This window comes from Dysosmobacter sp., from assembly GCF_052306735.1.
In the GTDB taxonomy this organism is placed as follows: domain Bacteria; phylum Bacillota; class Clostridia; order Oscillospirales; family Oscillospiraceae; genus Oscillibacter.
The window spans coordinates 1-20663 of record NZ_DAWBAJ010000022.1; the positions used below are offsets into that span (position 1 = coordinate 1).

A 20663-nucleotide genomic window follows, 5' to 3' on the forward strand; every position below is an offset into this window, starting at 1 on the left:
GCCGTCTGAACCGGAGAGGCCACAGGCCGGGGAAGGCGTCGTTGATGTGGCGTCCGTGCGGCGGGTAAGAGTTGCCCCGCCCACGCATGATGACTCTCACCCGACCATCCGGCGTGACGGCTTGCCGGATGGAAGGGGAACAGGGAGAAAGACTCCCGCAATAACCGTCTGCGCCCGGAGAAAGTCCCGTTAAAGTGCTTTCGGACGGGGGTTCAACTCCCCCCACCTCCACCAAAAAGAAAGACACGACATATGTCGTGTCTTTCTTTTTGGGTTCCGCCGCCCGGAGGGCGGCTCCACCCTTCGGTAATTAAATTGCTCGGGCGGAATCAATCCGCCCTGCGCCAAGGTTTGGGCCTTCAGTCCAAAACGCTTGTGGGGTACGCCGCATCGGTAAGGCGGCAAAGCCACCACCGGCTGCGCAGGCGCTGGACCGCGATTTGGCCTTAGGGGCGGACTTGAGCGTGCCATCAAAAGAGTTCGCCTGCACCAGATGGACATTATACGAACACGTGCTTTTTCAAAGGCGGCTTTGCTGCAAAAATGTGGCTGTGGTGTCAAAATAAAAGCCCGAGGGTCAAGGTATGCCAGCGCCTTGACTCTTGGGCTAATTTTTGTAATTGAATTTTTTTTCAGACGTGTTTCAATATGGAATGAGGTGATATATGTATGGCGAGAATAACTGGAATATCAACACCTGTGGGGGGTGCAAGCTGGGAATATACGGATGATGATTCCAGTTCTGCTATTATGTACATTGCTGTTCTTTTAGAGTCAAAACGTTTATTAACCATGCCGTGGTCCAGGGTAAATTGTAGCTTACCATTTGAATTGGATGTTGAGTATTGTACTCGATCTGCGTCGGAACTGAAAGCCGTGATTCCTTTTATACTAAGTTCTCATAAAGTTTCGCCTTCTGTGTTATTAGCAATTCATGAGGTTATACATGCGCTTAATGATTTCTTAAATGATGTTGCACCGGTGCGCGACCCTCCCGTGATGATCGACAAATCAAATCAGCAGCAGAGATTTCAAAGCATAGTAAAACAACTGAAAGAAAAAATTGCCCATACAATGGAGCCGCTTTTAAAAGACGTGGTTCCGCAAGAGTCATCCTTTGATATATGGCGTATACTTAATAAGAGTGTTAAGGTTTGATGAAGCGGAGAGAGCAAAGATCCGGGTATTATAGGGGGCAAATGCGCAATTATTTCGGAACGGCAGGATTTGCTTAGAAAAGGGAGATGCATGATTGCACCTCCCTTTTTGATTGGGGGCATCTTCTCCAGAGCAGTTTGGCTGCGGTTCCCTGACAAAAAACGGCCGCGCTGCCAAGCGCGGCCGTTTCCTCTCTCTTGGAAAACATGCTCAAAGTTGCATGCTGCCGTCAGGCAGAACCTGAAGGGTGCGGCTAAAGTAGACTTCCATGGCCCGCATAAGAGCCCCCGTGTCGGCCACGCTGGCCACCTCCCAGGAAGCGTGCATGGCCAGCTGGGGAAGGCCGATATCCACGGAAGGGACGGACAGGTGTGCACTGGAGATATTGCCCAGCGTGGATCCGCCCGGCAGATCCGCCCGGTTGCTGTAAAGCTGTACCGGCACCTCCGCCATGCGGCATACCCGCCGGAAGACGGCGGCGGAGAGGGCGTCGGTGGTGTAGCGCTGATTGGCGTTGTACTTGAGGACAATGCCGCCGCCCAGCACCGGGAACTCGTTCTTGTCGGCGTACTCCCCGTGGGCGGGATGGACGGCGTGGGCGTTGTCGGCAGAGACCAGGAAACTGGAGGCGATAGCCGCCCGGTAATCCTCCCCGGAGAGCCCCGCTCCCTCTCCAATGCGGGCCAGGATGTCCGTCAGGAAGGTAGAGTCCGCCCCCTGGCGGGTGCTGCTGCCCACTTCTTCATTGTTGAAGACGCACAGAACCGGCACGCTCTCGCTTTCCCCGGCTGCCAGGAATCCCCGGGTGCAGGCAAAGACGCACTGGAGATCGTCCAGCCGGGGAGCGGCGATGAGCTCCTCCTGAATCCCCAGCAGCGTTCCGGGCGTCCGGGGGTAGAGGAACAGTTCCGTGGTGAGGATGGCCTCCTCCGCCACACCCGCCTCCCGGGCGATGAGGGCGCGGAAGCTCCCGGCTTCCGTTCCCACTCCCAGCAGGGGCGGAAGATCCACGGCAGGATCCAGGGCGGTGCCCTTGTTGACTTCCCGGTTCATGTGGATGGCCACGCTGGGGATCACCAGAAGATCCCGGTCTACCTGTACCAGCCGGGTCTCAATGCGGCCCTCCGCCTCCACGGTGATGCGCCCTGCCACGGAGAGGGGACGGTCCATCCAGGACCGCCAGATGCCGCCGCCGTAGGGCTCCACACTCAGCCGCATGGCACCGCCGGGGGAGGGCAGCTCTGCGTTTTCCCGCAGCTTCAAGGTGGGGGAGTCGCTGTGCCCTGCGGCGATGAGGAATCCCCGGGGCCTTCCGGCAGGCAGCCGGAAGGCGATCAGGGAGGAGTCTCCCCGCACGGTAAAGTATTTCCCTCCGGGGGCAAGGGCCCAGGGCCGGGCCTCCGGCAAAAACGTGTAGCCCGCCTCCCGAAGCGTGCGGGACAGGGCATCCACGGCGTGGTAGCAGCTGGGGCTCTCCTGGAGAAAGTCCAGCAGCTGCCGGGCAAGGGTTTGATCCTGCATGGTGGTACCTCCTGTAATCGGGTGTTTTTCGCCCATCAGTATACCACATCCTCCGGCGGTGTAAAGCACGGGCCATTGAAAGAAGGGACGCCTGTGTGCTAAAATATCCAAAAAAGAACTGCGCGGACGGCGCAAGGAGGTATCTATGGACATTCGCTGCATTGCCTTGGACTTGGATCGCACGACTCTGGACGAGCACGGACGCCTGCCGGAGGAAAACCGCCGGGCCCTGGAGGCAGCCATGGCCCGGGGCGTCCATGTGGTCATCGCCAGCGGCCGGCCCCTGGGAAGCTTGCCGGCGGATGTGCTGGCTGTACCTGGGATCGAGTATGCTGTCACCTCCAACGGCGCGGCGGTGTGGCAGCTGACCACCGGGACGTGCATCTACCGCCTCACTATGACGCCCCGCTCCGTGGAGGTCATTCTGGATCTGACGAAAAATGAGCCTGTGGCCCTGGAGATCTTTATCCGGGGAGAGGCCTGGGCGGCGGCGGACTATGTCCGTGACCCGGTGCGCTACGGTGCCACGCCCCAGGCCATTGCCTATATTCAGGGTACCCGCCGCCCGGCGGAGGATATCCGTACCCTGATCCGGGAGAACCTGGGGGAGCTGGACAGCCTGGACCTGGTGACGGGGGACAGCGCGCTGGAACAGCGCCTTCGGACTACCCTGAGACGGGACGTACCGGATCTGTACATCACCTCCTCCGTTCCCGGCCTCATTGAACTCTCCCACCGGGACGGCGGCAAGCACTCCGGCGTCCGGTTCGTAGCGGAGCGGCTGGGAATCCCTGCCGGTGCGGTAGCGGCTTTCGGAGATGGGGACAATGACGTGGATCTTTTGACCTGGGCGGGCTGCGGCATTGCCGTGGCCAACGCCACCCCCGCCTGCCTGGCGGCGGCGGACGCCGTCACCCGGGACCACCGGGAAAACGGCGTGGCCTGGGGGATCCGGGAGATTTTGCACCTGTAATTTACAACAAGCCGGAGGGCGTCCCCCTCCGGCTTGTTCCTTGTCAGTAGGGGTATTCATACTCAAAGGAGGCGCTGTCGCACTCCAGGTCAAACAGGGGCCGTCCCCCCAGGGTACAGCGGTAGGCCGCCCGGCAGGAGAGCCCTTCCCGGACGGTGCGTTCCATAGCGCCGCACACCGGAGCTGCCAGGGGCACGGCCCGGTGCTGGATCAGCCGGGCTGTCAGCACCAGCTCCCGCTGGCGCACGGTGACGGCTCCGCATCCGACCTCCTCTGCCCGGGCTCCCAGATAGGTTCCCAGCCGGTACTGCTGCCCTTGGATCTGCACCACGCCGATCACGCCGGTGAAGCGCACGCTGCCCAGGGGGATTTCCGCAACACAGAGCATCAGCGCTCCGCCGGGAAAGAAACACTGCGTCCAGAGGTAGTGACGGGGGAAGGAGCGTCCCCGGTCCCCCTCCAGATAGCCCCGGCCCTGGTGAAAGTCGTAGGCGGTGCCATTGACGGAGATGCTGCCTTCCACGGTGTGCTCCATGCTGGAGAGGATGTGGCGGCACTCCAGAAAGGGGACAAACCGGAATGGCCCCATGATGTCTCCGCCGATGGGGGAGAGAGGGCCGAAGGTCAGTTCTCCCTCCGCCTCCAGCCCCTCATCCCGAAGCCGCAGACGGATGCCCCTGGGAGAGAACAGGCTCTCTCCCAGGGCCATGCGGGGCCCCGGCCCCCGGCCGTGGACCCGGGAGGGGGGATAGGGAACGCACCAGGCCCCCTGGGGTGTGATGAGCTGGACGGAGCCTGTGACCTGATTTCCTGCGGCGTGGACTGCCGGGATCAGGGCCAGGCTGTGTTGGTCGGACTGGCACTTGAAGTACCATCCCGAAAATTTGTTATACAAAAAAAGCGCTCCTCTCCGGAAAGATTTCCTGCTAAGAGGATGCCCTGCCGGGGCCTGACTGATACCGGGCAGCTTTGTGTTTGTCAGGCCCGCGGGAATGTGGTATGATGGCGTCAGGAAATGATCTGCGCCCCATGGAGGAGTGAGAGTATGAAGCGCTGTTTTATTTTTGCTGCCGGAACTTTTTTCGGCCTGCGGGAGCGGCCGGTGCCCGGAGATCTGGTGATCGCCGCCGACGCGGGGTACCGCGTCTGTCAGACGGCAGGCGTGGTGCCGGATGTGATCCTGGGGGATTTTGACTCCATGGAGGCTCCAAAGGCAGGGGACCGGATCGTTCGGCTTCCGGTGGAGAAGGACGATACGGACACCCTGGCGGCGGTGAAGCTGGGACTGGAGCGTGGCTGTACGGACTTTTACCTCTACGGCGGCACCGGCGGCAAGCGCCTGGATCACACCCTGGCCAATCTCCAGACGCTGCTGTACCTGCGCCGCCGGGGAGCCCGTGGGTACCTGTATGACGACGAATTTGTCTGGACCGCTCTGGAAAATGAGTCCCTCACCGTGGAAAAGACGGTGGAGTGGGGCCTTTTGTCGGTTTTCTGCCTGGGAGACCGGGCCGAGGGGGTTTACGAGTCCGGTGTCCAGTACCCGCTGACCGATGCCGTGCTGACGGCGGAATTCCCTCTGGGGGTCAGCAACCACATCCTGGAAGATACGGCCCGGATCCGGGTGAACCGGGGGGCTCTGGCGGTAGGCTGGCAGCTGCCGCCCCTGTAAAACGCTATCTTTTAATTAGAATAGCGAAATCCACAACCGCAGGTTGCGGCGGGTGCGGTTTTATTGTATAATAAGCAAAGGAAAGGTTGACCTTTCCGGCGCTTTGGAATTCAGACCGTGGGACCGGTACGGGCACGGCAGTTTTTGGAGGTAGTATGCCATGGCGACATTCACCGTAAACGGCCGCAGTGTGACGGTCGAACGAAATCAGAAGCTGCTGCGTTTCCTGCGGGACACCCTGCACCTGACCAGCGTGAAGGACGGCTGCAGCGAGGGTGCCTGCGGCACCTGTACGGTCCTCATCGACGGCAAGCCCACCCGGGCCTGCATCCCCCAGACCGACAAGCTGGAGGGAAAGACCGTGGTAACGGTGGAGGGCCTCAGCGACTTTGAAAAGGATGTTTATACCTATGCCTTCGGCCACGCAGGCGCTGTGCAGTGCGGCTTCTGCATCCCGGGCATGGTGATGTGTGCCAAGGGCCTGCTGGACCAGAACCCCAATCCCACCCGGGAGGAGGCGGCCTTTGCCATCCGCAACAACATCTGCCGCTGCACCGGGTATGTGAAGATCATCGACGCCATTTTGCTCTCGGCGGAGCTCTTCCGGGCCGGACAGGTCCCGGAGGCCCCCAAGGACTGGTCCCTGGGTCAGCGGGTACCGAGAGTGGACGTAAAGGAAAAGGTCACCGGCACCGGTATTTATCCCGATGATGTGTACCTGGACGGCATGATCTATGCCAGCGCCGTCCGCAGTGCCTATCCCCGTGCTCGGGTGCTGGCCATCCACGCAGAGGAAGCCCGGGCCCTGCCCGGCGTGGTGGGGGTCTACACCACGGAGGATATTCCGGGGCAGAACAAGGTGGGCCACCTGAAAAAGGACTGGGACACCATGATCGCCGTGGGGGACATCACCCATTACTTGGGTGACGCCATCTGCATCGTGGCGGCGGAAACCCCGGAGATCCTGGCCCAGGCCAAGGCCCTGGTGAAGGTGGACTATGAGGAGCTGCCCATGGTCCGCAGTCCCCGGGAGGCCATGCTGCCGGACGCACCTCTGGTACACCGGGAGGGGAACCTCCTGGCTCACAAGCACATCCAGCGGGGCAACCCGGCGGAGGCCATCGCCAAGTCCAAGCATGTTTTGACCCAGCATTTCTCCACGCCCTGGACGGAGCACGCCTTTTTGGAGCCGGAGTGTGCTGTGGCCTATCCCGACGGGGACGGCGTCATGGTCCTCTCCACGGACCAGGGTGCCTACGATACCCAGCATGAGATCATGGGGATGTTGGGGCTTCCGGCGGAACTGGTGAAGGTGCGCAACTGTCTGGTGGGCGGCGGCTTCGGCGGCAAGGAGGATGTGACCGTCCAGCACCACGCGGCGCTGGTGGCATACCTTGCCAAGCGCCCGGTCAAGGTGAAGCTCACCCGGGCGGAGAGCATTTTGATCCATCCCAAGCGCCACCCCATGGAGATGGAGTTCTCCATCGGCTGTGACGAAAACGGCATCATCCAGGGCGTGGCGGCGGAGGTCATCGCCGACACCGGCGCTTACGCCTCTTTGGGCGGCCCTGTGCTGGAGCGTGCCTGCACCCACGCCGCGGGACCCTATAACTACCAGAATTTCGAGATCGACGGCTGGGCTTATTACACCAACAATCCCCCCGCCGGTGCCTTCCGGGGTTTCGGCGTCACCCAGACCTGCTTCTGCATTGAAAGCCTCCTGAACCAGATGGCGGATATCGTGGGCATCACCCCCTGGGAGATCCGCTACCGCAACGCCATTCGTCCCGGGCAGGAGCTGCCCAACGGCCAGATCGTGGACAATTCCACCGGCCTGGTGGAGACGCTGGAGGCTGTGAAGTCCTATGTGGATGCCAACAAGTATGTGGGCCTGGCCTGCGCCATGAAGAACGCCGGCGTGGGCGTGGGCATCCCCGATACCGGGCGGGTCCGCCTGGCGGTAGAGGACGGCAAGGTCCATATCTTTGCCGGTGCCTCCTGCATCGGCCAGGGCCTGGGCACCGTCCTCACCCAGATGGTCTTTGACCAGACGGGCATTGACCCGGACCACATCGTCTACGAGCGGTCCAATACCTATTGTGCACCGGACTCCGGCACCACCTCCGGCTCCCGCCAGACCCTCTTTACCGGCGAAGCCTGCCGCCGGGCCTGCCAGGACCTGAAAGCCGCCATGGCGGAGGGGGGCCTGGATGCCCTGAATGGTCAGGAGTTCTACGCCGAGTACCTGGGCAAGACGGATCCCCTGGGCGCTCCGGTGCCCAATCCGGTGAGCCACATCGCCTACGGCTACGCCACCCAGGTGTGCATCCTGGACGAGGACGGCCGCATCAAGCAGATGGTAGCGGCCCATGACGTGGGCAAGGCGGTGAACCCCCTGTCCATCGAGGGGCAGATCGAGGGCGGCGTGGTCATGTCCATGGGCTTTGCCCTGACGGAGCGCTACCCCCTCCAGGACTGCAAGCCCACCGCCAAGTACGGTACCCTGGGTCTCTTCCGGGCCAACCAGATCCCGGAGATCACCCCCATCGTGGTGGAGAAAGAGGGACTGAACGTGGCCTGCGGTGCCATCGGCATCGGTGAGATCACCTCCATCCCCACGGCACCTGCCATCGCGGACGCCTATTACCGCTACGACGGCAAGTTCCGCACCAGCCTCCCGCTGGAGGGAACGCCCTACAGCCGCAAATAACATGATCCCTGGGGGAGCGGAGGTCCGCTCTCCCAGGGAAATCATTCCTTACTTATTCCGTGTGCATCAGGGCCCGCAGGGCCTCCGGCGTATCCACGTCGGTGAGCTCCGCCTCGGGTGCTTCCACTAAGAGGAGTTCTTCCTCGTGGCGGCGGATGACGGTGTTGCCGCCGTGATCCCCCTGCAGCTCCAAAAGCTCCGGGAAAAACCGGGCGGGGAAGATGCAGGGATTGCCCCGGACGCCGCCGTGACTCAGGGCCGCCAGCTTGTCCGGCTGGTGCCGCCAGCAGTCCACCAGATGGGCGATGCTCTCCCGGCGCAGCAGGGGCTGGTCGCTGACCTGAAAGAGGACGGCGTCGCAGTCCCGCAGGGCTGTGAGCCCCAGGGCAATGGTGCGGCTGATGCCCTCTTCCGGGGCGTCGTTGTGGATGGCGGCAAAGTGGAATTCCCCGGCAAGGCGCATGATCTCCGGGTACTGGGTCACCACCACCACCGTTTCAAATTTTTCGGAGGGTACCGCCTCCAGGGCCCGCAGGATCAGGCTCCGGCCGTCCAGGGGTGCGGAGAGCTTGTTTTCCCCAAACCGCCGGGCATTTCCGGCAGCCATGAGGACGCAGCCCAGCTTCGGCGTGTGTTCCATGTGCATCACCTCATATCGTTTAGTATATCCGCATCCCGCCGTTCCAGTCAACGGCCGGGAGCGGAAGTTTAGAAAGAAAGAAGGAGGCTTGCCTCATGAGCAAAAGCGTCGGCAAGAGTGTCATCCGGGTAGATGCCTATGAGAAGGCCACAGGCCGTGCCAAGTATACGGACGACCTTTGTGACCGCAGCGCCCTGGTGGCCAAGATCTGCCATTCCACCATCGCCCACGGCTATGTCAAGTCCATCGACACTTCCGCGGCGGAGGCCATTCCCGGCGTGGTGAAAGTCCTCACCTGCTTCGATGTGCCGGATATCCCCTTCCCCACGGCAGGCCATCCCTGGTCCACAGATCCCGCCCATCAGGATGTGGCGGACCGCCTGCTGATGAACCGCCATGTCCGCTACTATGGCGACGAGGTGGCGGCGGTCATTGCTGAGGATGAGGTGGCCGCCATGCAGGGCGTACGGGCCCTGAAAGTGGAGTACGAGGAGCTGCCCTTTGTGCTGGACGTGCAGGAGGCCATGGCCGACGGCGCTCCCCAGCTCCACGAGAAGTACCAAAACAACATCCTGGCCCATACCGACATCCGCCGGGGCGACTACGAGACCGCCCGCCAGGAGCCGGGCCTCATCAAGGTGGAGGGCTGGTACGACACCCCCACGGTGCAGCACTGCCACATTGAAAACCACGGCTGCTTCGCCTATATGGAGGCAGGCCGGGTGGTGGTGGTGACTTCCACCCAGATCCCCCACATCGTCCGCCGGGTGGTGGGCCAGGCGCTGGGGATCCCCTGGGGCAAGGTCCGCATCATCAAGCCCTACATCGGCGGCGGCTTCGGCAACAAGCAGGACGCGCTGTACGAGCCGCTGTGCGCCTGGCTTTCCACCCAGGTGGGCGGCCGTCTGGTGAAGCTGGAGTGCACCCGGGAGGAGACCTTTGTCTCCAACCGCGTCCGCCACGCCATCCGCACCCATATCATCTCCTATGTCCGCAAGGACGGCACATTGGTTGCCCGGAAGTTCGAGGCTTTCTCCAACCAGGGAGCCTACGCCTCCCACGGCCACGGCATCGTGGCCAAGGGCATGGGCGCCTTCCCCCAGCTCTACCCCTGCGACAATCTGGAGTGTGACTGCTGGACGGTATTCACCAACCGGCCCTCCGCGGGCGCCATGCGGGGCTACGGCATCCCTCAGGCCATGTTTGCCGGAGAGTGCCACATCGATGATATCTGCAAGGCAATCGGCATGGAGCCGGAGGCCTTCCGCCGTAAGAATCTGATGCCTGTGGGGTATACGGATCCCTTCTCCAAGAACGAGCTTTACAGCGACACCTTCAACCAGTGCCTGGACAAGGGCATGGAGCTGCTGGACTACCGCCGCAAGTACGAGCTCTACAAGAACCAGACCGGTCCCATCCGCCGTGGTGTGGGCATGGCGGTGTTCTGGTACAATACCGCCGTGTGGCCCATCTCTCTGGAGTCCTCCTCCTGCCGCATGGTGGTCAATCAGGACGGCTCCCTCCAGTTCCAGACCGGTGAGACGGAGATCGGCCAGGGCTGCGACACCGCCTATTCCCAGATGGTGGCGGATGCGGTGGGCGTGCCCCTCTCCGATGTCCACGTGGTCTCCTCCCAGGATACCGACGTGACGCCCTACGGCACCGGCGCCTACGCCTCCCGCCAGACCTACATCGGCGGCTTCTCCATCATCCAGACGGCCAAGGCCCTGCGGGAGCGGATCCTGGACATCGCCCACGAGCAGACCCGGATGCCGGTTTCCAACCTGGACCTGGTGGACGGCCAGATCATCCGCAAGAGCGACGGCCGGGTGCTCAAGTCCCTGGGGGATCTGGCCACCGAGAGCCTCTACTCCCTGGAGCACAGCCAGCACATCACCGCCGAGACCACGGCCCAGATCAAGTCCAACGCCTACTCCTTCGGCTGCTCCTTTGCCGAGGTGGAAGTGGATATCCCCATGTGCAAGGTAACGCTTTTGAACATCGTCAACGTCCACGACTGCGGCACCCTCATCAACCCCGCTCTGGCGGAGGCCCAGGTACACGGCGGCATGTCCATGGGTATCGGCTACGGCCTTTCCGAGGAGCTGAAGTTCGACGAAAAGACCGGCAAGCCCCTGAACAACAACCTCCTGGACTACAAGCTCTCCACCTTTATGGACCATCCCGCGCTGCAGGCGGCTTTTGTGGAGAATGCGGAGCCCACTTCGCCTTACGGCACCAAAGCCCTGGGCGAGCCCCCGGCCTGTTCTCCTGCCCCTGCCATCCGCAACGCCATTTTGAACGCCACCGGCGTCGCCTTTGACGCCTGCCCCATCACGCCTCACGTCCTCTACCGCAAGTTCAAAGAGGCGGGGCTCATCGAGGAATAAAGGAGGGAACCACCTATGTATGATATGAAAGCATTGTATCAGGCTGCCAGTGTGGCCGACGCCGTGGCCCTCCGCCTGGCCCATCCCGAGGCCCAGATCATCGCCGGCGGATCCGACGTGCTGGTGCAGATGCGGGAGGGCAAACGGGCTGGCAAGGAGCTGATCTCCATTTACGGACTGGAAGAGCTCCGGGGCGTGAAGATGGAGGAGGATGGCACCCTTCGCATCGGATCCCTCACCAGCTTCTCCCACATCACCCGGGATCCTCTGATTCAGCAGTACATCAATGTCCTGGGAGAAGCGGTGGACCAGGTGGGCGGCCCCCAGATCCGCAACATCGGCACCATCGGCGGCAATACCTGCAACGGTGTCACCTCCGCCGACTCTGCATCCACTCTCCACGCCTATGACGCCATTGTGGAGCTGACGGGCCCTGAGGGCATCCGCCGCCAGCCCATCCACGACTTCTACATCAAGGCCGGCAAGGTGGATATCCGGGACGGGGAGATCCAGACCGCCATTCTCATTCCAAAAGACAGCTATCTTGATACTTTTGGACACTATATTAAATATGCCATGCGCAATGCCATGGACATCGCCACCCTGGGCACGTCCGTCAACGTCCGACTCTCCGCCGATAAAAAGACGGTGGAGCGGGCCAGAGTGGCCTTTGGCGTAGCGGGCCCCGTGCCCCTGCGGGCAGCCACGGCAGAGGCGCTGGCAGCCGGCCAGATCGTCTCCATGGACCTGGCGGAGCGTTTTGCCCAGGCAGTGAAAGAAGACATCAATCCCCGGGACTCTTGGCGTGCTGCAAAGGATTTCCGGATGCACATCGCGGTGGAGAGCGCCAAACGGGCCTTTATCGAAGCGGTGAAACTGGCGGGAGGTGAGCTCTAATGGCACATGAGATGCAGTATCAGACGGTCCATTTCACCCTCAACGGCAAGGCCACGGAGCGGACGGTGGATGTCCGGGCCAGTCTGACGGATATGCTGCGCAACGACTACCGCATGACCAGCGTGAAAAAGGGTTGTGAGGTAGGCGAGTGCGGCGCCTGTACCGTCATCATCGATGGGGAGGCCTTCAACTCCTGCATTTACCTGGCCGTCTGGGCGGAGGGCAAGCACATCACCACCCTGGAGGGGCTCCTGGGCCCCAACGGCGAGCTCAGCGATATCCAGCAGGCTTTTGTGGAGGAGGCGGCCATCCAGTGCGGCTTCTGCACGCCGGGCTTCATCCTCACCGCCTGGGAGATCCTGGAGAGCGGGAAGGAGTACACCGATGCGGAGCTGCGCAAGCTCCTCTCCGGCCACCTTTGCCGCTGCACCGGGTATGAAAATATCCTGCGGGCTGTGAAAAAGACCATGTACCGCCGTCTGGGCAAGACCTGGGCGGAATAAGAAAGTCACCCTGCGGGCCTGCGCCAAACGGCGCGGGCCCGTGTTTTTTACCAGAAAATAGGTGCATAACAAACCCGATTTCCGATACCGGGAGGCGTGGTTTTATTTGACGCTGATGAAAAAACGAGGTATAATAAAAATACCAAAGGAGGGATTTCTATGAAGACCATCATTACCATCGGTCGGCAGTTTGGCAGCGGCGGCAAGGAAGTCGGCATCCGCGTGGCCAAGGAGCTGGGCATCCCGTTTTATGATAAAGAACTTCTCCAGGAAGCAGCGAAGAAGAGCGGCCTGTGCGAGAAGATTTTTGAAAATTTTGACGAGCGTCCCAAGAGCCTGCTGTACTCCATCGCCATGGACTCCTATATGTTTGCTCTGCCCGGCACCGGCGCCGGGGACTCTCTGGAGCAGCAGGTGTACCTGGCTACCTTTGATACCATCCGCCACATTGCCGATCAGGGCCCCTGCGTCATCATCGGCCGCTGTGCGGACTATGCCCTGGCGGATAACCCCAACCACCTGAGCATTTTCATTCACGCCCCCATGGACGTGCGCATCGCCCGGGTAGCCAAGCGGCAGAACGTCACGCCGGAAAAGGCCCGTCAAATCATCATCAAGACCGACAAGCGCCGTGCGTCTTACTATGAGTATTACTCCTCCCAGAAGTGGGGCGCCGTGGAGAGCTATGATTTCTGCATGGACTCCAGCTATCTGGGCCTGGGCGGCACGGTGGAGCTGATCCGTGCCATGGTGGAGCACAAGGAGCATCCTGTGCCCAGCCCCACCGAGGAAGATCCCACCCAGTCCGGCAAGTAACGCATGAAAAAGGAAGCGGATCGCATCGCGATCCGCTTCCTTTTTTTATTCCTTTTCCAGATCCCGGTAAAACCCGAAGGCCGCTTCAAAGCGGCTCTGGCTGTAGGATTGTACGTCTGCACAGTACGCGTCGTAGGCTCCCAGCAGCCGCTGGGCCTGCTCGGTCAGCACGGCGCCGCCCCCGTGCTGGCCGCCGATGGTGGAGGCGAGAAGCTTGCAGCCGAAGACACCCTCAGCGGTGCGGATGATCCGCCAGGCCTTAGAGTAGGCCATCCCCATGGAGGCCGCCGCCGCCCGCAGGGAGTGGTGCTCCTCCACCCGGTGGAGAAGCGTGGCGATACCCGGGCCGAAGCAGCGCTGATTGTCGTCGGTGTAGAGCCGTACCGTCAGCTTCAAATGCAGATCCTTGTCCATGCCTGCTCCTCCTTTACTGGGCCAGCGTCAGCTGGCCGTTTTTCACGGTGTAGACCGTCACCAGCGGCGCTTGGCCATCGCCCTGGGTCCAGTCGGCGATTTCCCGGCGCACCAGCACCAGATTTCCGCTGTCGTCCGGCGCGTAATAGTCGGTGTAATCCACACCGTTTTCGTAATGGTATTGGGATACGACCTCCTGTGCCTGGGCATCCACGGAGGCACCCTGGAGACACAGTGCGTAACGGTAAGAGTTGCTGCCGCTGTCCCAGAGCCAGTAGTAGTGGGGGACGGTGTTGCTGGCAGGGATCCAGCCGAAGAGATCCAGATCGCCGCTGCCGTCGAAGTTCAGATCCTCCACGGACATCGCCTCTTCCGCAGACCAGCACTGGGTGTAGCCGGTGTCGATGCCGTCCACGCCGTCCGCATCAATGGCTTCCTGGACGGAAATCGTCTGGAGCAGGGTGTCCCCCTCATATACCCGGACCTCCCGGACACCCCACTGATCCATGTCGGCCCTCTGCTTGCCTATGGCGCACAGTGTCAGCACCCGTCCGCCGTCCACACTGGCCTCCAGGGAGGAGAGAACGTGATCTTCCGTTTTGTCCGGTTCCGCGCTCTTTTCCGGCACCTGAACAGGGGTGTCGGACGGCGCAGTGTTTTCCGGGGCGGCTTCCTGTGTCGGCTGGGAAGCTGTCTGCGTCTTTCCGGAATCGTTCCCGCCGCATCCGGACAGCAGCAGGACTGTTGCCAGGGCCAGTGCTGTCAGGTTTCGTTTCACAGGCCGATCCCTCCTTTTTCACCATGGGAAAATGTTTGCAGGCCGATTATATCATGCCCATCCTGTCTTTGCAAATGCCGGGGGCTGTGGTAGAATAAACGGGAACCCATCACCCGGACAGGGGAACAAGGAGGAGACGATATGGAAAAGGTAAGACTGGGCCGTACAGAGCTGATGGTGACCAAGACGTCTTTCGGCGCCCTGCCCATCCAGCGGATCTCCAAGGAGGCGGCTGTGAAGCTGGTGCGCCGGGCCTATGAGGCGGGCATCAACTATTTCGATACCGCCAATATGTATACAGACAGTGAAGAGAAGCTGGGAGCAGCCCTCCACGATGTGCGGGAGCATGTAGTGATCTCCACCAAAAGCGGCGGCGGAGATAAAAAGACCGTCCAGGCCCACATCGAGCAGAGTTTGCGGAGCCTGCAAACGGATTACATCGATCTCTTCCAGTTCCATAACCCGGCGGTGCTGCCGGATCCCGAGGATCCGGACGGCCCCTTTGCCGCGGCGTTGGAGGCTAAGCAAAAGGGCTACATCCGTCATATCGGCATCACCAATCACCGCCTGAAGGTAGCCCAGGCTGCCATTGATTCCGGCTATTTCGAGACCCTGCAATTCCCCTTCTGCTACCTGGCCTCGCAGCAGGATCTGGAGCTGGTGCGCCGTTGCCAGGAGGCGGACATGGGCTTTATCGCCATGAAAGGCCTCTCCGGCGGCCTTCTGAACAATGCCGAGGCCTGCTATGCTTACATGCAGGCATACGACAATGTGGTGCCCATCTGGGGCATCCAGCGGGAGGAGGAGCTGGACGAGTGGCTGGACCTCACGCGCCGCAACCCTCAGCTGACGCCGGAGCTCCAGGCGGTCATTGAGAAGGACCGCAAGGATCTGGCCGGGGAGTTCTGCCGCAGCTGCGGGTACTGCCTGCCCTGCGCCGCCGGCATCGACATCCCCCAGGCGGCCCGTATGAGCGCCCTGCTGCGCCGGTCGCCCTACCAGCCCTATATGAGTGATGAGTGGTACGCCAAAATGCAAAAGATCCGGGAGTGCATCCACTGCAACGCCTGCAAGTCCCGCTGCCCCTATGGCTTGGACACCCCGGCCCTGCTGCAGAAGCAGCTGCTGGACTATAACGCGTTTTACGCCCAGCACCATAACGATCAGTAAGGAGAGAACCCAACATGCTTTTTAAAAATGACGAGGCCAGTTTGAAGCTGGACATTGTGAACTATGAGTTTCCCGCCGACGGGGGAGAGCCGGACACCGACGACCGCAACTGGCTGGTGCTGCGCTGTGCCTGGACGGACGAGGAGGGCGACATCCGCAAGGACTCCAACAGCTGCCTTTTGACCTATGAGCTCCGGGAGATGACTGCCGGGCTGAAGGTGCTCAATGCCGGAATCAAGGACCGCTATGACTCTTCCTTTGTGGAGTCCTACTTTGCCCTCTCCGCCCAGGCGGATGGGGAGGACTTCCTGGTGGATGTGTCCTTCTACCTGCCCAATACCATGGACGGCAACGACACCGCCGAGGTGGAGGCCCGGATGACCAAGGCGGAGCTGACTGCCCTGATCGACGAGATGGACAAGCTCTGCCAGAAGTATCCGGACCGGACGTAAAGCAGGGGGCGCGTACTGTGAGTTTGATTCTTGCGGGCAGTGCCTGTTTTCCCTGGCTGCCGGAGCGGGGAGAGGAGATGCTGGGCGCCTGCTTCGACCTGGAGCGGGGCACCATGGCTCCTGGGGAGAGCTGTGAGACACAAGGCCGCATCGGTATTCTGCTGGAGGGGGATGGCACCCTCAATGACCGGGAGAGCGCCGGCCCCGGCACCGTGTTTGGGGTCTGCCGCAGCGGCCCCTGGCGGGAAAAGATCCCTGCGGAGGAGACCTTCCGGGCCCGGACGGATTGTACGGTGGCATGGTTCCGCTTTGATGTGGTGACCGCCGTCTGCTACAACGCCTGCTGGTTCCATGCCCGTCTCATCCAGGAGCTGGATCGCATGCTGGACGCCCGGGAGCGGGAAGAATAAGGAACGGTATCAAAAGGACGCTGTCCCCGTCAGGGGACAGCGTCCTTTTTGCCCGTCGGCAGCTCACCACCCTGAAAGCATCGCTTTCAAGGTGGGTGTTTTTGTTACAGGCTGTTGGCCTCGTCCACCACCTTGCGGATGGCGTCTGCGGCGTCTGCGGGGAGCTTGTTGAATCCGCCCTCGGCGGTATCCAGCTTGGTGACATAGTTAAGCCGGTCGGTCATACGGGCCTTCAGCTGGGCCACATAGTCCTTGTCGGTGAGATCCGGCACAAAGCCCTCCCATTCCAGGATCTCAATATCCTCGAAGGGGCCCCAGGGCTTAAACTGGGCCTTGCCCTCCACAACAGCTTCCAGGATACCCAGCGTATCCTCTTTTTGCACCTTCTTGCCCATGAAGTCGCCGGTGTTGATGATATAGCAGGCCACGTTTTTCTCCGCCACCAGCTTCTTGAACTTCTCATAGTCGTTCACCAGCGGATAGGTGCGGAAGGGATTGGCATAGGGCTCCACCACCAAGGCGTTGGGATCCACGCCTTCCTTGAGCCGCTCGGCAGAAGAGCGTTTGGTAGCCAGGGTAGCGCCCATGACGGAGGCCAGGGAGGCACCCTTGAGGCGTACGATGGGCGGGATGGTGGGATCCTTCATGATCCAGAAGATGGCATTGACAGGGGAGTCGATCTTATCCACCCGGTTGGGAGACCACAGCTTGGACTTGATGGCCCGGCCATTGCCGTTGCGGACGTCCTCGGTGACGCAGACGATTTTGCCGTCCTCATCCATGGTGGCGGAGCAGTTCTGCACCGTCAGCAGGTACTTGTTGTCCGGCGCATCCACGGGATAGTCGGAGGTTTTGTCGAAATAAGTGGGCTCCAGGGCGATGGAGGCGCAGGTCTCCGTGTTGATGATGAAGGCGTCGTCGTGGAGGACCTTGATGGCGGGATACTTGCCGCCGTGCTTGGCATGGGTGAGGGTGGACTTGCCGGAGCCGGACAGGCCGAACACCGCCGCCACGAATTTGCTGCCGTCGTCCAGGGTGTACTCCTTCTGACCGCCGTGGCAGGAGGCATAGCCGTTGCGGTTGGCGATGGCCCAGGCCAGGGTCAGCGTGCCCTTCTTATGCTCGCCGAAGTAGCGCATGCCCAGAATGGCGGCGCAGTTCTGATCGGTGTTGAAGTAGCACAGGCACTTGGGATCGCACACGTCCTCCTGACCTGGAGCACCGGTCCACTGGGGATCGGAGAAGATATACACGTCGGGCTCCTTGCCGTCGCCCACGGGCTTGGAGTTCTTGTACATCTTCACATACTGGTCGGAGAGGTACTGGAAGTTCAGCATCCAGTTGTAGAGGAGGTTTTCCTCCCCCTCAGGGATCAGCAGATGGGCCTTGACCATGAACTCCGGATCCAGGCCGATATAGACCTCGGCGTGGTACATGGTCTTCCAGCGGGTGTCGTACACAGCGTCCATGAGGATCTTATCCAGGGCGGTGGTGTTGACGCCCTCCTTGCCGGTGATACGCCGGGCGGGGGCGTAGCGGCCGGTGATGGAACCGTCGTTGAAAAGGAGAACCTTGGCGTCGGGCTCCAGGCCGAACTCCTCACCCCGATAGACGGGCATGTCGGTGACGACGGTACCGGGGGAGTTCTTGGCCAGCTCATAGGCCTCCCGCAGGGTATTGACCTTGACGACATTGTTGCCGTAGAAGGGCACCTCAATGATGGAGCGGGTCTTGGAAAAACCGATTTTGCCCGGCCCGATCTCGGTTCTGGGGTAATAGGCTTTCGTGGACATAGCGCATGCGCCTCCTGTCAAAATTTCATGAACTTCAAAGATTGTTCAATATCCATACTATACAGAAAAACGAAAAAAAACACAAGAGAAAACGCCGTTCACTTTTTAACCTCCGCCAGCGCCTGAGCCAGGCCGGCGAAGTCGGCCAGGGTTAGCTGTTCTCCCCGGGCGTTGGCGGGGATGCCGCAGAGCTCCATGGCGGACTGGATGGCATCCCGGGAATACCCGGGCAGGGCGGCGGCCAGAGAGTTGGGCAGGGTCTTGCGCCGCAGCAGGAAAGCGCCCCGCATCACTTTAAAAAAGAACACCTCATCGGGGACAGATACCGCAGGCTTCGGCCGCCGGATGCAGCGGATCACGGCGGAGGTCACCTTGGGAGGCGGCAGGAATTTCTCCGGCGGCACGTCAAAGAGCAGCTCCGGCTCCATGTAATAGCGCAGGAACAGCGTAAAGGATCCGCCCTGGGAGGATCCCTCCGGGGCGCACAGGCGCTGAGCCACCTCCCGCTGGATCATGACGGTGAAGGACTGGAAGCAGGGGGTCTCCACCAGCTTTTCCAGCACCGGGGAGGTGATGTTGTAAGGGAGGTTGGCGCAGACCATGGGGGTGAGGCCCTGGAATTTCTCCGCCGCCAGGGCGGCAAGATCCAGCTTCAAAACGTCTCCCGGCACGATCTCCACGTTGGGGTAGGGGGCCATGGTCTCGGCGAGCACCGGCAGCAGGGCACGGTCCAGCTCCACCGCCACCACCTTGCCTGCCCGTCTGGCCAGCTCCGCCGTAAGAGGCCCCACGCCGGGGCCAATCTCCAGCACGCCGCAGGTTTCGTCGGCACCGGAGGCCGCCGCAATGTCATAGGGAACCTGAGGGTCGATGAGGAAGTTTTGACCCATGGATTTGGAAAAGCGGAAGCCATGCCGGCCCAGCAGCTCCCGGATGGTATTGTAGTCGCAAAGATTCATGTTGCGGCCGCCTTTCTGTGTAGATATGTTCAGTATACCAGAGTTGACGCCGTTTGAAAAGGGAGCAGGCATTCTCCGGGGCGTTGCAAAGAGAAAAACTCCCCGGCACCCAGGTGCCGGGGAGAAAGCGATACATGATTTCCCTGAGAGGATGAGTCCTCACTCCAGGATATAGACGGTGCAGGTGCGCCGGCCGAAGTTGATGCACTGCTGGTACGTGTCGTAGTAGAGATCCACCTTGTTGCCCTTGACGCCGGTATCCTCCGCCACGGCCATGCCGTAGATGACGGAGCCGTCAGACGCCACGATATACATGCGGGTGCCCAGGGGGATGACGCTCTTATCCACAGCCACGGTGCCCACCCGCACGGTGGTGCCGGTGGCGGTGCAGTAGTCCGCTCCGCCGTAGCCGGCAGTGTAAGCCGTAGCAGTCATGGACTTCACACCGGAGAAATTCAGCGTGGCGCCGGAGGTAAAGGTCAGGGTGCCGCTGCCGTCGGCGTTCTTGGCGACGCTGGCGATGCGGTCTGTGGCGGACACGGTCTTGGCGCCGGTGCCGTACTCCACGATCTCGTTGACAGCCGTGCTGTCCTGCTCCTCCACAAACTGGCGGGAGACCTGCTGGCCCTCAGACCACACCACCTCATAGATGGCGGTGCGTACGCCGTCCTTACCCTGCTGGACCACTTTTTCGGTGCCCTTGGGCAGGTCGGGGTTGGCGCGGCGAACGGTCTCATAGGAAACCGTCTCCGTCACTTCGTCGTAATAGGTGATCTGATCGCTGACCGTCAGGGTCACGGCATCGTCGGAGAGATCCACAGCCACCATTTCCAGGGGGCCGGGGGTCACATCCATACGCTCAAGGAGGGAAGAAACCGTCTCCCGCTTGGACTCGGTGGTCAGGGTTTCTCCATTGCAGAGAATGGTGACGGACTGCCCGGCGGTAAGGGTCACGTCATAGCCCTTGCTGCCGCTGGAGAGATACACCAGCTGGGAGGAGAAGTCCTCCACAGACTTGCTGCCGTCCAGAACGATGGCGGAGTCCTCCGCCCCGGTGAGAATATAGAGGGCGTCGGCCTGGGTCATGGCGGCAGAGCTTGCGCAGAGCACGGCCATCAGGGAAAGCACCACCAGATGGCGGCGGCTCCAGAAATCATGCACTTTTTTTTGCAGGTTGTATAACATATAGCCTCCTGTAAAAAACGTTTTTCACCCGGTGCTGTTTCCAACCGCTCCGTCGGCCCATAGAAGCTGTATCAGAGGATGGAAACAACTTGTAACTTTTGTTACTATTTGAAAAACTGGGGATAGTATACACCTGATTCCCACTCTTGTCAAGTTTTTGTGGGTTTGGAAGTGTTATGTCTCCCACTTTCGCCTGATTTGGACAGGAACGGCCTGGAAATT

The 20663-nt window shown here is 61.1% G+C and carries 19 protein-coding genes and 1 other RNA gene; 12 read left to right on the top strand and 8 right to left on the bottom strand.

The genetic code is table 11. The features are described 5' to 3' along the window. Nucleotides 1-234, top strand: a transfer-messenger RNA (tmRNA) gene (gene ssrA, locus ACT67G_RS07145); the annotation flags it as partial. Nucleotides 235-669: 435 nt separating this feature from the next. Beyond that, nucleotides 670-1158: a DUF6650 family protein gene (locus ACT67G_RS07150; RefSeq protein WP_443663766.1), complete on the top strand. Its 489-nt coding sequence runs from the start codon at nt 670-672 to the stop codon at nt 1156-1158. A 210-nt stretch (nt 1159-1368) separates the two neighbouring features. On the opposite strand, the gene ACT67G_RS07155 is transcribed toward ACT67G_RS07150, so the two are convergent. Continuing rightward, complete coding sequence (locus tag ACT67G_RS07155; RefSeq protein WP_443663768.1) at nt 1369-2679, bottom strand: M18 family aminopeptidase; 1311 nt, start codon at nt 2677-2679, stop codon at nt 1369-1371. A gap of 145 nt (nt 2680-2824) precedes the next feature. Between ACT67G_RS07155 and ACT67G_RS07160 the strand changes: the two genes are divergently transcribed. Next, nucleotides 2825-3652, top strand: coding sequence for an HAD-IIB family hydrolase (locus ACT67G_RS07160; RefSeq protein ID WP_443663769.1), 828 nt, complete (start codon nt 2825-2827; stop codon nt 3650-3652). 43 nt (nt 3653-3695) lie between these two features. Here the strand turns inward: ACT67G_RS07160 and ACT67G_RS07165 are convergent, their stop codons facing one another. Continuing rightward, nucleotides 3696-4547, bottom strand: coding sequence for a hypothetical protein (locus ACT67G_RS07165; protein WP_443663771.1), 852 nt, complete (start codon nt 4545-4547; stop codon nt 3696-3698). Nucleotides 4548-4697: 150 nt separating this feature from the next. Between ACT67G_RS07165 and ACT67G_RS07170 the strand changes: the two genes are divergently transcribed. Continuing rightward, nucleotides 4698-5324, top strand: coding sequence for a thiamine diphosphokinase (locus ACT67G_RS07170; RefSeq protein WP_325247155.1), 627 nt, complete (start codon nt 4698-4700; stop codon nt 5322-5324). Nucleotides 5325-5484: 160 nt separating this feature from the next. Then, complete coding sequence (gene xdh, locus ACT67G_RS07175) at nt 5485-8034, top strand: selenium-dependent xanthine dehydrogenase (RefSeq protein ID WP_443663773.1); 2550 nt, start codon at nt 5485-5487, stop codon at nt 8032-8034. Nucleotides 8035-8086: 52 nt separating this feature from the next. Here the strand turns inward: xdh and ACT67G_RS07180 are convergent, their stop codons facing one another. Beyond that, on the bottom strand, nt 8087-8674 hold the full coding sequence (locus ACT67G_RS07180; RefSeq protein ID WP_443663775.1) for a nucleotidyltransferase family protein: 588 nt from the start codon (nt 8672-8674) through the stop codon (nt 8087-8089). 95 nt (nt 8675-8769) lie between these two features. On the opposite strand from ACT67G_RS07180, the gene xdhA reads away from it, so the two are divergent. From xdhA to ACT67G_RS07200, 4 genes are all read left to right on the top strand, one after another. Further along, nucleotides 8770-11064: a xanthine dehydrogenase subunit XdhA gene (xdhA, locus tag ACT67G_RS07185; RefSeq protein ID WP_443663776.1), complete on the top strand. Its 2295-nt coding sequence runs from the start codon at nt 8770-8772 to the stop codon at nt 11062-11064. 15 nt (nt 11065-11079) lie between these two features. Then, nucleotides 11080-11961: a xanthine dehydrogenase subunit XdhB gene (gene xdhB / locus ACT67G_RS07190; protein ID WP_443663778.1), complete on the top strand. Its 882-nt coding sequence runs from the start codon at nt 11080-11082 to the stop codon at nt 11959-11961. Next, nucleotides 11961-12464 (top strand): xanthine dehydrogenase subunit XdhC, encoded by a 504-nt coding sequence (xdhC, locus tag ACT67G_RS07195; protein ID WP_325246528.1) that lies wholly within the window; start codon nt 11961-11963, stop codon nt 12462-12464. Before xdhB ends, xdhC begins: the two co-directional genes overlap by 1 nt. A 159-nt stretch (nt 12465-12623) precedes the next feature. After that, nucleotides 12624-13280, top strand: coding sequence for a cytidylate kinase-like family protein (locus tag ACT67G_RS07200; protein WP_325246526.1), 657 nt, complete (start codon nt 12624-12626; stop codon nt 13278-13280). A 45-nt stretch (nt 13281-13325) separates the two neighbouring features. On the opposite strand, the gene ACT67G_RS07205 is transcribed toward ACT67G_RS07200, so the two are convergent. Both ACT67G_RS07205 and ACT67G_RS07210 read right to left on the bottom strand, forming a co-directional pair. Next, entirely contained in the window at nt 13326-13694 is a 369-nt protein-coding gene (locus ACT67G_RS07205; protein WP_443663781.1) for a winged helix-turn-helix domain-containing protein, read from the bottom strand. Between the two features lie 13 nt (nt 13695-13707). After that, on the bottom strand, nt 13708-14472 hold the full coding sequence (locus tag ACT67G_RS07210; protein ID WP_443663783.1) for an XAC2610-related protein: 765 nt from the start codon (nt 14470-14472) through the stop codon (nt 13708-13710). A 141-nt stretch (nt 14473-14613) separates the two neighbouring features. Here ACT67G_RS07210 and ACT67G_RS07215 point away from each other — a divergent pair, with 141 nt between their 5' ends. From ACT67G_RS07215 to ACT67G_RS07225, 3 genes are read left to right on the top strand one after another with little or no spacing between them, the layout of a single operon-like run. Further along, complete coding sequence (locus ACT67G_RS07215; RefSeq protein ID WP_443663785.1) at nt 14614-15642, top strand: aldo/keto reductase; 1029 nt, start codon at nt 14614-14616, stop codon at nt 15640-15642. 14 nt (nt 15643-15656) lie between these two features. Then, a complete protein-coding gene (locus ACT67G_RS07220) occupies nt 15657-16094 on the top strand; it encodes a WapI family immunity protein (protein WP_443663787.1) in 438 nt (145 codons plus the stop codon). Nucleotides 16095-16111: 17 nt separating this feature from the next. Beyond that, on the top strand, nt 16112-16504 hold the full coding sequence (locus tag ACT67G_RS07225) for a hypothetical protein (RefSeq protein ID WP_326216406.1): 393 nt from the start codon (nt 16112-16114) through the stop codon (nt 16502-16504). Nucleotides 16505-16608: 104 nt separating this feature from the next. Here ACT67G_RS07225 and ACT67G_RS07230 read toward each other — a convergent pair whose 3' ends face one another. From ACT67G_RS07230 to ACT67G_RS07240, 3 genes are all read right to left on the bottom strand, one after another. Then, nucleotides 16609-18297 (bottom strand): phosphoenolpyruvate carboxykinase (ATP), encoded by a 1689-nt coding sequence (locus tag ACT67G_RS07230; protein ID WP_443663789.1) that lies wholly within the window; start codon nt 18295-18297, stop codon nt 16609-16611. 98 nt (nt 18298-18395) lie between these two features. Beyond that, nucleotides 18396-19256 carry a 16S rRNA (adenine(1518)-N(6)/adenine(1519)-N(6))-dimethyltransferase RsmA gene (gene rsmA, locus ACT67G_RS07235; RefSeq protein WP_443663791.1) on the bottom strand — a complete coding sequence of 287 codons (861 nt, stop codon included), beginning with the start codon at nt 19254-19256 and terminating at the stop codon, nt 18396-18398. Nucleotides 19257-19415: 159 nt separating this feature from the next. Further along, entirely contained in the window at nt 19416-20441 is a 1026-nt protein-coding gene (locus ACT67G_RS07240; protein WP_325246511.1) for a G5 domain-containing protein, read from the bottom strand. Between the last annotated feature and the right edge of the window lie 222 nt (nt 20442-20663).